Source organism: Solibacillus sp. GQ1, assembly GCF_059758555.1.
The window spans coordinates 74,700-86,780 of the sequence record NZ_JCAXEX010000004.1 but is presented as its reverse complement, the minus strand read 5'-3'; the positions used below and the strand labels follow the sequence as shown (position 1 = coordinate 86,780).

The 12,081-nt window shown below is 39.1% G+C and carries 13 protein-coding genes; 9 read left to right on the top strand and 4 right to left on the bottom strand.

The genetic code is table 11. The annotated features are described in order from the left end of the window. Positions 1-11: 11 nt before the first annotated feature. Positions 12-896 (bottom strand): patatin-like phospholipase family protein, encoded by an 885-nt coding sequence (locus tag AC6CH1_RS15800; protein ID WP_498318408.1) that lies wholly within the window; start codon positions 894-896, stop codon positions 12-14. Between the two features lie 399 nt (positions 897-1,295). On the opposite strand from AC6CH1_RS15800, the gene AC6CH1_RS15795 reads away from it, so the two are divergent. The 6 genes from AC6CH1_RS15795 to AC6CH1_RS15770 are packed head-to-tail and all read left to right on the top strand — an operon-like array spanning position 1,296 to position 7,219. Then, on the top strand, positions 1,296-2,252 hold the full coding sequence (locus tag AC6CH1_RS15795) for a sugar kinase (RefSeq protein WP_498318406.1): 957 nt from the start codon (positions 1,296-1,298) through the stop codon (positions 2,250-2,252). Between the two features lie 23 nt (positions 2,253-2,275). After that, on the top strand, positions 2,276-2,905 hold the full coding sequence (locus AC6CH1_RS15790; protein WP_498318404.1) for a bifunctional 2-keto-4-hydroxyglutarate aldolase/2-keto-3-deoxy-6-phosphogluconate aldolase: 630 nt from the start codon (positions 2,276-2,278) through the stop codon (positions 2,903-2,905). Between the two features lie 3 nt (positions 2,906-2,908). After that, positions 2,909-3,979 (top strand): mannonate dehydratase, encoded by a 1,071-nt coding sequence (uxuA, locus tag AC6CH1_RS15785; RefSeq protein ID WP_498318402.1) that lies wholly within the window; start codon positions 2,909-2,911, stop codon positions 3,977-3,979. Beyond that, a complete protein-coding gene (locus tag AC6CH1_RS15780) occupies positions 3,979-4,815 on the top strand; it encodes an SDR family oxidoreductase (RefSeq protein ID WP_339263248.1) in 837 nt (278 codons plus the stop codon). Before uxuA ends, AC6CH1_RS15780 begins: the two co-directional genes overlap by 1 nt. 3 nt (positions 4,816-4,818) lie before the next feature. Next, on the top strand, positions 4,819-5,823 hold the full coding sequence (locus tag AC6CH1_RS15775) for a LacI family DNA-binding transcriptional regulator (RefSeq protein ID WP_498318400.1): 1,005 nt from the start codon (positions 4,819-4,821) through the stop codon (positions 5,821-5,823). A 58-nt stretch (positions 5,824-5,881) separates the two neighbouring features. Next, complete coding sequence (locus AC6CH1_RS15770) at positions 5,882-7,219, top strand: gluconate:H+ symporter (protein ID WP_427713175.1); 1,338 nt, start codon at positions 5,882-5,884, stop codon at positions 7,217-7,219. 46 nt (positions 7,220-7,265) lie between these two features. On the opposite strand, the gene AC6CH1_RS15765 is transcribed toward AC6CH1_RS15770, so the two are convergent. Then, positions 7,266-7,511, bottom strand: a complete 246-nt coding sequence (locus tag AC6CH1_RS15765; RefSeq protein ID WP_498318399.1) for a hypothetical protein — start codon at positions 7,509-7,511, stop codon at positions 7,266-7,268. Between the two features lie 228 nt (positions 7,512-7,739). Here AC6CH1_RS15765 and AC6CH1_RS15760 point away from each other — a divergent pair, with 228 nt between their 5' ends. After that, positions 7,740-9,137 (top strand): hypothetical protein, encoded by a 1,398-nt coding sequence (locus tag AC6CH1_RS15760; RefSeq protein WP_251690725.1) that lies wholly within the window; start codon positions 7,740-7,742, stop codon positions 9,135-9,137. Positions 9,138-9,243: 106 nt separating this feature from the next. Here AC6CH1_RS15760 and AC6CH1_RS15755 read toward each other — a convergent pair whose 3' ends face one another. Continuing rightward, positions 9,244-9,750: a DUF3298 and DUF4163 domain-containing protein gene (locus tag AC6CH1_RS15755; RefSeq protein ID WP_498318398.1), complete on the bottom strand. Its 507-nt coding sequence runs from the start codon at positions 9,748-9,750 to the stop codon at positions 9,244-9,246. Positions 9,751-10,074: 324 nt separating this feature from the next. On the opposite strand from AC6CH1_RS15755, the gene AC6CH1_RS15750 reads away from it, so the two are divergent. Further along, positions 10,075-11,331 carry an MFS transporter gene (locus tag AC6CH1_RS15750; protein WP_498318396.1) on the top strand — a complete coding sequence of 419 codons (1,257 nt, stop codon included), beginning with the start codon at positions 10,075-10,077 and terminating at the stop codon, positions 11,329-11,331. 68 nt (positions 11,332-11,399) lie between these two features. Further along, positions 11,400-11,639 (top strand): hypothetical protein, encoded by a 240-nt coding sequence (locus AC6CH1_RS15745; protein WP_251690834.1) that lies wholly within the window; start codon positions 11,400-11,402, stop codon positions 11,637-11,639. Between the two features lie 68 nt (positions 11,640-11,707). On the opposite strand, the gene AC6CH1_RS15740 is transcribed toward AC6CH1_RS15745, so the two are convergent. Further along, positions 11,708-11,944, bottom strand: coding sequence for a DUF1540 domain-containing protein (locus tag AC6CH1_RS15740; protein WP_079523677.1), 237 nt, complete (start codon positions 11,942-11,944; stop codon positions 11,708-11,710). Positions 11,945-12,081: the final 137 nt, after the last annotated feature.

Sequence of the window (12,081 nt, the reverse complement as noted above, 5' to 3'; positions counted from 1 at the left end):
TATTGGGGAATTTACCAAACTGGAGACCAGGTTTTTAAAAATTGAATTGTCCGCTCTTTTCCGATACCCATTAATTTATTTTTTGTTGCTTCATCTAAATCAAATTGGGTTGCACTATATTCTTCAACCGGAATAAAGATAATATTCTTCTCGTGTCTTCGAGAAATATACCGATTATCATGAGCATTTTGCATCGTACTAAATAACGCTTCAAATAGTTGAATTCCATTATTAATATCATGAGGTTTCTTATCCTCGCTTGAACTACTGAGTTTCATACCAAGAACCGGCCGCTCTTTATTTCCATTATCATAAATCCACATTGGGAAATTACTTAAAACACCACCATCTACAATAACAGACTCCCTTTTCCCATTTTTTAAATAGACAGGCTCAAAGAAGAATGGAAGACCGCAACTCATGCGTAAAGCGCGGGAGACCGGAAAACTTTTGGGATCTATATTATAGTGATGCAAATCATCCGGGAGAACAAGAATCTTGCCGTTTGTTAAATCGGATGCTACTAGTTTTAAAATGCCCTTTGGTAAATCTCCGAATGTGTAGATGCCTTTTGTCGCAAGTTTTTCGAGAAACCAGTTTTCCAAGGATTTACCACGATACAAGCCCATTCTTTTATATAAATTAAGCCATTTTAAAAACGGTAACTCAATTATGAATTTCGGGGGATCGAGTAAAACCTTTAAATTTAGTTCATCAAAAATTTCTTCAAGTTCCTTTGTATTAAATCCCGCAGCGATAAAAGTTGCCAATATGGCTCCGGCACTTGTACCGGCTACACGTTCGAACTTCACGCCCTTTTCTTCGAGCGCCCGAATGGCACCTACATATGCAAAGCCTTTAATACCGCCGCCTGAAAAAACCCCATCTACAATCATTCGTTCTCTCCTTCCTTATATTCATTTAGAACGTTCAATACATTTCCGGCTAGAAGTTAGTAGCTTTGGTATTTTTATAATGATTTTTTAAATTTGATGTCATAACAGTATATGATATTAAAAATAAAATGGGCTTATTAATATTAAACAAAATTGGATATTAAGAATTACTATCCCGCAAATTTAATCGCTAAAAAATAAAAAAGAAATTTATGGCCTGAAAAAGCGTATTGAGTCCTTATATAACAGCATTCAGTACTATCAAAAAACATTTTACTTTTAAAATATTCTAAAATTTACTATTGAAATGAAAGCACTTTCAATGTAAGATTTGAATAATTCAAATTACTAAACCGGTTTAGTAATATTTAGCTTAAGTTTTCTCAAGGAGGAATAATTTTGACTACAAATCCAACTGTTTTTACATTAGGAGATGCATTAGTTACGTTTAACCCATCCGAAACAGGACCGCTTCGTTATGTGCAAGACTTTGCTAAGAAAGCGGGTGGGGCAGAGTTAAACTTTGCTATTGGTTGTGCCCGACTTGGATTGCAGTCGAAATGGATGAGTCGCCTAGGTAATGATGAATTCGGTAAGGGGATATACAAGTTTGCTCGCGGAGAAGGCATTGATGTATCGGACGTTCAGTTTGTTGATGGATATCCCACATCACTGAATTTTAAAGAAATACGTGAAGACGGATCTGGAAAAACCTTTTATTACCGTCATCAATCTCCTATATTAACAATCGAGCCAGAACATATTACGGAAGAATTATTGAATGGCGTGTCAATCGTCCATTTAACAGGCGTATTTTTGGCAATCGCACCAAAAAATCTGCAAATTGTACTAGCTGTTCTGAAAAAGGCGAAAGAAAAAAATATAAAGATATCGTTCGATCCGAATATACGACTAAAACTATGGACGATTGAAGAAGCTCGTAAAGCCTATGAGCAAATTTTCCCTTATGTAGATATTTTACTTGCAGGACTGGAGGAAATGGAGCTTATTCAACATGAGGTAAGCAAACCTGGACTGGAAGCTTTCGCCAAGCAATATGGGATCAAACAGCTTGTTATTAAAGACGGTGCAAACGGGGCAAAGCTTTATTCAGAAAATGTTTGGCACGAAAAGGAAGCTTTCAAGATTACACCAGTTGATACGGTAGGTGCCGGAGACGGGTTTGATGCAGGATATATATATGCGACACTTCACAATTATTCACCGATAGAAAGTCTTACTTTTGCGAATGCGGTAGGCGCATTAGTAACGACTGTAAAAGGTGATAATGAGGGGTTGCCGGAACTACAGGAAGTACTCGACTTTATGAACAATATTAAAACAATTGAACGTTAATCAAATTAAAGGGAGATGAACATATGGTAAAGGCTGAAACATTAGCAGCGATTACAAGTTCGAAAGTAGTAGCGGTGATTCGAGGAAATTCAGCAGAAGAAGCAATCGCTCTTTCGAATGCAGCAATTGAAGGAGGCATTCATTTAATCGAGCTCACTTACACAACGCCAAATACACAGCAAGTATTGGAAGCATTCCGAAACTCCGATGCAGTAGTAGGTGCTGGTACGGTACTTGATGCAGAAACAGCACGTCATGCGATTTTGAATGGAGCAAAATTTGTTGTAGGCCCACAGTTCAGCAAAGAAGTAGCAAAAGTATGCAATCGTTATGCTATTCCATATTTCCCGGGTTGTATGACGATTCAGGAAATGGTATCGGCACTTGAGTATGGCTGTGATGTGATTAAATTATTCCCTGCAAATAACTTTAAGCCATCGTTCATCAAGTCTGTTAAAGGTCCATTACCGCACGTACAGATTATGCCGACTGGTGGCATAAATACTGACAATATCGGTGAATGGCTTGATGCGGGAGCAATCGCAGTAGGTATCGGCAGTGATTTAAATAAAGCTTATGCAACAGGCGGACATGCAGCAGTAGTAGAAGCGAGCAGAAAATATGTAGAAGCAGCAAAACAAGGGGAGGTGTAAAAGATGAATATTACATTTCGCTGGTACGGAAGAAACAATGATACAGTAACGCTCGACCATATCCGTCAGATTCCGAATGTTAAAGGAATTGTTTGGGCATTGCATCAAAAGGCAGCAGGCGAGCTTTGGACGAAAGAAGAGATTAAAGAAGAAGCAGACTATATACAGTCAAAAGGTTTCCATATTGATGTTGTTGAAAGTGTCAACGTTCATGAAGATATTAAGCTCGGTCTTGGTAACCGCGATTTATATATTGAAAATTATAAACAGACAATACGGAACTTGGCGGAAGTAGGCGTTAAAGTAATTTGTTATAATTTCATGCCGATTTTCGACTGGACACGTACAGATATGTTCCACCCGCTTGAAGATGGGTCGACAGCACTTTACTTCGATAAAGAAAAAGTACAAAGTCTTGACCCGCAGCAGCTTGTGAAAACGGTTAGTGAAGCTTCTGATTTAACATTGCCAGGTTGGGAGCCTGAACGTATGGCCCGTATCGCGGAACTTTTCGAAGCGTACAAAGAAGTGGATGAGCAAAAGCTATGGGACAACTTACGCTACTTTTTAGATGCTATTATCCCAGTTGCTGAAGAGGTTGGGATACGTATGGCCATCCACCCGGATGATCCTCCGTACTCAATTTTTGGCTTACCGCGCATCATTACAGGAGCTGCAAGCTATGAAAAATTAATCGATATCAATGATTCTTTAGCCAACAGTTTTACATTCTGCTCTGGATCGATGGGTGCATCACCTGAAAACGACATGGTTGCGATTGCTGAAAAATATGCATACCGTTCACCTTTTGCCCATATTCGTAACGTTAAAATCGACGAAAACGGCAGCTTTGCAGAGACTTCTCATTTTACATCAGATGGTTCAATTAATATTAAAGGAATCGTAAAAGCTTTGCATGATCAAAATTATACAGGCTATGTACGTCCGGATCATGGCCGTCACTTATGGGGAGAAGTTTGTCGCCCTGGCTACGGTTTATATGATCGTGCACTCGGTATTATGTATTTAAATGGTTTATGGGATGCTTACAGCGAACAAACAGGAGGCAAATAATGATTCCAATACACGAAAATTTAGCAAATAAAGTAGCAGTAATTACAGGTGGCAGCGGTGTTCTATGCTCAAAGATGGCACAGGAATTGGCACGCCAGCAAGTAAAGGTGGCGATTATCGGTCGTACTGAGTCAAAGGTCGAAGCAGTTAAAGAGGAAATCGTTGCAGCAGGGGGGACTGCTGTGGCAATAACTGCTGATGTACTTAACAAAGATTCTTTACTTGCAGCAAAAGAGCAAATTCTTGAGCATTTTGGCCGTATTGATTTTTTAATTAACGGTGCAGGCGGAAACCATCCAGATGCGATTACAGAAAAAGAGTATTATGAGGCAAATTCTACAGGTCTTTCATTTTTTGACCTTCAGGAAAATGGTTTTTCAGATGTATTTTCTTTAAATTTCACAGGGACATTCCTGGCGTGCCAAGTGTTTGGAGAGGCACTTTTACAAGCTGAAAATCCAGCCATCATCAATATTTCATCGATGAGCGCATACACACCATTAACGAAAATTCCTGCGTACAGTGCAGCAAAAGCGGCGATTAACAACTTTACAAGCTGGATGGCTGTTCACTTTGCTGAAACAGGCTTACGTGTAAATGCAATTGCACCAGGATTTTTCATTACTCAGCAAAATAAAGATCTGCTCGTTGACGCAGAAGGAGAGTATACAGCACGTTCGAAAAAAATAATTGAAGCAACTCCGATGAAAAAATTTGGTGAGCCAGATCAGTTATTAGGGGCGCTCCTATTTTTACTGGACTCTTCTTATTCATCATTTATTACGGGAACAACAATTGCAGTAGATGGTGGCTTTAACGCATATTCGGGGGTGTGATATTTGAAAAATATCACGATTTCCGATGTCGCAAAGCATGCGGGAGTTTCTAAAAGTACCGTTTCGCAATACTTGAATGGCCGCTATGAATATATGAGCGAGCATACCCGAAAAAAAGTGGAATATTCCATTCGCGAGCTTAATTACCGACCAAATATTATTGCTCGCAGTTTGTCGCAAAAATCCACTTTCACTGTAGGAATTATTGTCGCGAATATTCTACATTCATTTTCCACTCATATTATTCGAGCAATTGAACTGAACTTTAATAAACACGGCTTTCATACAATCGTATGCAATGCGGATGATGAACCTGAGAAAGAACGGCAGTACATTGAAATGCTCATGGCAAAACAGGTGGATGGGATAATTATTTTCCCGACTGGAGATAATCTGGATTTGTATGAGCAAATGAAAAAGAAACAGTATCCGATTGTTTTCATGGACCGTACGATAGAGGGGTTGGGAATTCCCTCTATTTTACTGGAAAACGAACAAGCGGCAGAAATGGCGGTAAAGGCATTGGCCGACAACGGGCATAGCCGGATTGCCATGCTGACCGCACCGGTAACACGTAACATTACACCACGGCTGGAGCGAATTGAAGGTTATAAAAAAGCTTTAGTGAGTAGAGGCATACAAGTAAAAGATGAATATATACATAGTGTTGAAGTCGAAGAAATGAAAGTGTCTCTTCATAATATGTTTAAACTGGATCAACGGCCGGAAGCGATCATCGCAGGCAGTGACCGTGTATTAGTCGAAATCTTAAACTTTGCAAAAGAGAATCAACTTGTCATTCCGAAAGATTTAGCGGTTATCGGTATTGACGATGTATCATTTGCAAACTTGTTTACACCCCAACTTACGACCATTTCACAGCCGACAAAACAAATGGCGAATAAAGCTGTGGAGTTGTTATTACAGCAAATCAAAGGGGATCAAAAGCTGTCTGACTACAAAACAATCCGCTTTGGTGGCCAACTTAATATGCGTCAAAGTCATTAATACAAAAGCTGTGTGTTAGATAAGCATGGATGTACAGCTATTAACCTAGGGGGAAAACATGGATTTCATAGTAGACTATTTACCGATCATCTGGGTCGCACTTGGTGTCGGTTTATTATTATATTTAAACATCGTTGTAAAATTAAATAGTGTATTAGCTTTACTTATTGTTGCAATTCTTGTTGGGGTTTTAAATGGTTTATCTTTAACGGATGTTGTGACATCTGTTAAAACAGGCTTTGGGAGCACACTTGGTAGTTTAGCGATTATTATCGGTATGGGTGCAGTTCTCGGGAAGTTAATGGTTGATTCAGGGGCTGCCCAACGAGTTGCCTCGACATTGCTCAAAAAATTCGGAGCAAAAAATGTAGAATGGGCGATTTTAATTGTCGGTGCAATTTTCGGTATTTCTGTATTCTATGAAGTGGCGTTTATTATTTTGGCACCATTAGTTATTTCAATTGCAATTGAAGCGAAAATGCCTTATTTACGCTTAGGAATTACAATGGTTGCAGCTGCTACGATGGCGCATAGTATATTCCCGCCACAGCCAGGTCCGACTGCACTTGTAGAAGCATATGGTGCGGATATGGGTATGGTGTATCTGCTGGGGATTGTTGTAGCGGTACCGGCAATTATAGCAGCGGGGATTATTCTTCCGCGTGTTTTAAAGAATTTGGATTTGCCAATACCTCCATTATTGAAAAAATCCGAAGAAGTAAATCTGGATGAAGCACCAGGTTTTGGAATTAGTTTATTAATTCCGTTATTACCGGCGATTATTATTACAGGTGCTACGATTTACAATATGATTTTCGATAAAGAATCGGCTGTCGGCCAATTTATTAACTTTTTAGGTAGTGCTGAAATTAGTATGATTTTGGCAGTACTGATAGCGATTTATGTATTCGGTATCCGTCTTGGCCGTACGATGAAGGAAGTAATGAATTCGTTCTCGGGTGCGATAGAAGGTATTGCGATGATTATCTTTATCGTCGGATCTGGTGGTGCATTTAAACAGATCATTTTAGATACAGGCATCGGTGATCTTATTGCAGGCGTGATGCAAAATACGTCCATTAACCCATTAATTATGGCTTGGCTGATAACAGCGGTTATCCGTATTGCTACGGGTACAGGGGTTGTGTCGGCGATTACAGCAGCAGGTATTGTAGGACCGTTAATCCATACATTTGATGTCAATCCGGTACTGATGGTTTTGGCAACAGCGGCGGGCAGTAATACAATTACCCATGTTAACGATGCATCTTTCTGGCTGTTTAAAGAGTACTTCAACTTATCGATTAAAGATACATTTAAAACATGGGGTCTTCTACTATTCACGACATCGATTGTCGGTCTTAGTGTAGTATTAATTCTGGATATATTTATTTGATAATTTTGATTATGGCATGTCCGAAACTTTATATCGGACATGCTTTTTATTGTTCCTGTATAAACAGGATCCGCTCAAAGCTGCAATCTCTGCAAACGAGTAAATGTGGACAAATCTCATCTTTAGCGGTATTTGGATAGCCGTCAAAAAGCTTAACAGTATTTTCATCATTATAATGTCCGTATGGATCTGAATAATCGGCTATCTTTCCTCCATCCTGCAGCGGACTGTTACATGTCGGACATGTCATACTGACTTTTTCTAATGCATTGCATAACGGGCAAATCGCCATAAGTACACCTCTATTTTTATCTTTTATATGTAATATGTCTCTTTACCATCAATAAATAAACACAAATGACCAAGGAAGTTATTTTTAGAATGGCCTTACTAACATTGAGCTATAATTTATAGAATCTAGGCGAATAACATAAAAACTTAAAAAATATATATTGGTACTAGGCGCTCACAACCTTTCTTTTCTCTCCATATGCTAAGTAAAAAGGAAAAGAGGTAGAGTATGGGGATTGAAATAACAGCTCTCCACTGGATCTATGTTGTTTTCATCATGCTGATCATTATCTTTATGATTAGACGTCTGGATACAACATTAATTAGTATTGTGGGGATTTTCGTTATTGCTTTCGTCGCGACAGGGGATTTTGTTTCTTCAATTGGCGGGGTTTTTAATAGCTTTATTTATGCAATAACCGAACTTTTATCTACTATTTTAATTATTTCAATTATCGTTGCGATGAGCCGGGTACTAACTAAAACGGGAATTAATGAAGTAATGATTGCCCCTTTTACAAAGATTATTAAAAACCCGACATTAGGATTTTGGACAATCGGGATATTGATGATGATCATTTCCTGGTTTTTCTGGCCATCACCTGCAGTTGCGCTACTCGGGGCTGTTTTGTTGCCTGTAGCTATACGGGCGGGACTGCCGGCATTAGGTGTGGCGATGGCAATGAACTTATTCGGTCACGGGATTGCGTTATCCAGTGATTTTATTATTCAAGGTGCACCGAAGTTAACGGCTGATGCTGCAGGACTTCCTGTAGGAGATGTCATATCGGCAAGTATTCCTCTTGTCATAACGATGGGGGTTGTGACGACAGCTGTAGCATTTTACTTTTTGAAGCGGGATATGAAGCGCGGCACTATTCCTTTAGTGGGAACGTATGATAATAGTACAGAGCAAGAGCTGGAGCAAACGGAAAATCTATTATCGATGACTCAGAAAAAAATCTTCGCTCTTTTAATTCCGGTTGTCTTTGTACTGGATGTTGTTGCAATGGCTATTTTTGATCTTCAAGGGGGAGACGCAACAGCACTAGTAGGAGGCACTTCTGTTTTTATCCTGCTGATACTTTGTGTTATTGCTTATAAAAAGAAAGGGCTCGACCAAACAACGAGCTACTTTATTAAAGGGTTTCAGTTTGGGTTTAAAGTATTTGGACCGGTCATCCCGATTGCGGCATTTTTTTATTTAGGGGACGCGGGTTTCCTTACAATTCTCGGAAATCATTTGCCTGAAACATCACATGGTATAGTGAATGACCTTGGTATGGGACTGGCGGCGCTTGTACCATTAACAACGGAAATTGCTGTTGTGACATTAACAGGTGTTGGGGCAATTACAGGACTGGACGGTTCCGGATTTTCAGGGATTTCATTAGTCGGATCACTAGGGAATTTATTTGGTACTGCAATCGGAGAAGGTACGGCTACATTGACTGCTCTTGGTCAAATTGCTGCTATTTGGGTAGGTGGCGGTACACTTGTTCCATGGGCGCTTATTCCTGCAGCAGCCATTTGTAATGTTAGCCCGTTTGAGCTTGCGAGAAGAAATCTTGTACCGGTAATAATCGGTTTAATCGTGACGACGATTGTAGCGCTTTTCATTATTTAACATTGGAAAGGGACGTATAAAATTTTTTACTTGGCACCTCATTACAAGTATGAAAAGAAATGTACTATATTTTGAAATTTAAAATATAGTACATTTTTAATTAACATTAACCGTTAGTCGCCAATCTGCCAAGCGGACCGGATTCATCGATAATATCTGCCAAATCAAAAACAGAAATCGGAAACATAGGCAGACCTACAACATATGGAGTAATCTCATATAATTGAAAATAAATGACGAGTGTCTTATCTGCAATATAGAAATCCTGATCCGGACTTATACCCGGAAAATCACCTAATGTAGGGAGATCCCGCTCCTGTATTTGAATATCGACAAGAGCAGAAAGTCTTCTGACATAATTGGTGCCCGGTTTAAATAAATCCTTGAGTGTACATAGCTTCTTCTTTTCTATATCAAATGTCAGTGATTCAATTGTCGTCATTCCGTGTGCGGCCTTTTCATGGTACGTATAATTGGAAAGGCTTAAACTTAGTACTTGCCGCTGATTATTTTTTATTTCATATAGCCCCAGCATTTCTTCTACTGTTGTCGGCATATCACCAACTTGCTGTGCAATTTGTTTTTTTACTAACTCCTTAATCGCCTCATTCATCTCACTTTCCCATGAATGATCCCACTTGTAAGTAACATGAGGATAATATACCAATTGATTCGGTCCATAATCTAATCGAACAGTACTAACAGGTATTGGACCAATTTGAAGAATAGTTTCACTTCCTTCATTGTTTTTTTTCTTGAATAAAAATATGCAACTAACCCTGCATACTGTTATTTATATGTAGGGTATATAACTTTATGAAAGTGTTGGCTTGAAAAGATAACCGGCAAAGTATTTTCATAAAATGGATAAGGAATAAGAACTCATAATTAAAGAATTCAAATGTTTAAAGAAAAACTTTTATGGGAGCAGTGAACATTGGAAAAGCAAAATAGTAAGTACAGATGGGTAGTTTTTGTTTCGGTATTGCTTACGTATTTATTGATGGCTAGTCAGCGGACTGCACCTGGCTTAATTACCGATCAGCTGATGCACGACTTTAATATTACAGCTACGACAATCGGGTTAATAACAGGAGTTCAGTTTTTTGTATATACAAGTTTGCAAATACCAATGGGGATTTTGGCGGATCGCTTTGGTCCAAACTTCTTTCTTATATTTGGTGCGGTCCTTGCCGGCGTGGGAACAGTTCTTTACAGTGTCGGGACACATGAGTCGGTATTATTTATATCACGAATTTTTACCGGAATAGGGGATGCAACGATTTGGGTTAATATGATGCTCATATTAGGCCAATGGTTTTATAAAAAGGAATTTGTCCGTTTAGTAGGTTTTGCCGGGATGACAGGCAGTTTAGGTTTCTTGTTGGCAACTGTACCATTTTCGTCTTGGATTGGACTCCTTGGATGGAGATGGGCATTTTTCTCATTAGGTCTTCTTGTAAGTTTATGCGGCATAATGCTGTACATGGTTCTAATAAAACAAGCAAAAAGAGCTTTTCCACAAACATTGCCTGTAGAAACAGAGCCAGTCCAACGTGAAAAAACAGCTGGCATCGTAAAAAGAGTCTTTTCCAGCCGGCAAGCATGGGCTTTATTTTTATGCCATTTTGGAGTAGTGGGAGGCTATGTTGGATTTATCAGTTCATGGGCTGTGCCGTACGGAATGGATCTTTACGAAATGAGCCGGTCACAAGCGAGCCAGTTAATTATGGTTGGTTTAGTTGGTGCAATTATTGGTGCACCATTTATGAGCTGGGTTGCGAGTATGTATGAATCGATTAAAAAACCCTATATAGCGGTGCAATCGATTGTTTTTGCAAGCTGGTTTATGTTTCTTTTATTTCAGGGGTACCCATCATTAATTGGGGTCATAGTTCTTTTCTTCCTTATCGGTTTTGGTTATGGAGCAAGCGCATTGACATTTGCTGCTGTAAGGCAGTCTTTCCCGATGACAGAGTCCGGCATTGTATCAGGATTTGCCAATACAGGAGGCTTTCTAAGTGCTGTGTTACTGCCGATTTTTTTAGGTGCAATATTGGACTATGTTCAGGCAAGTTCAATAAATTTACAATACGGTTATTTCTACGGCTTCATTATTCCGGTACTATTTTCTTTAGTCGGATTGGTTGGAATTATGTTATACAAAGAAGTGCAAGTTACGGAAACATTGTAGATTTGATTAACTAATAGTTACATAAACAATTGTTCACCGCACATCCTAATAGTTGAGGAGGTGGATGAATGAACGAAAAAAATTTCACAGAAGCAGGAACAGATGTTAATGAAGTAAAGCGTTTAAATGCAGCTTCCGGCCTTTCGTATAATGAAACGCTTGCTATCCTTGCCAAGGAACAGGAAGTGAAGACGACTGATGAAATGCCGCTTCGACCTTTAACGGAAAATCTGGAAGTAGACAGCCGTACTTACAAGGTTAATGAAGTGCCTGGTAGTGGGCAGTTAGGTGGCAACGGTCCGCATTAAATCGTTAATAAAAAGGAAGCTGTCTAAATAAGTGGTGTACACTTTCTAGACAGCTTCTTCCAATTTACTTAGTGACGCTTTTCTGCATCTTTTTTACAAATAAATGTTTTGCAGCAAGTGTCACTGGAAGACTTGGCTTCTTTTTGTTTAGGGGCTTGCAAATCAAAATCAGAAGCAAATTCCGACCGCTCTTTTTTGTTGGTTATGCTTTCCATATCAATTTCAATTTTTTCGGCCCCACAGAAATTCCCCTTTGCATGGAAAAAACAATCTGATACAGTACATTTCACCTCTAAAGCTGGCATAGTTTTCCTCCTCTTTGATTTAGCAATTGTGAAGTAAAAGGCGCTTGTTTGCTTCCTTTTGCTTCATCATTAATTTGTCCACTCTGAATGTTTTTATGTCCAAATAAAATGGATCAATTAGCTTTATTTGACAACTA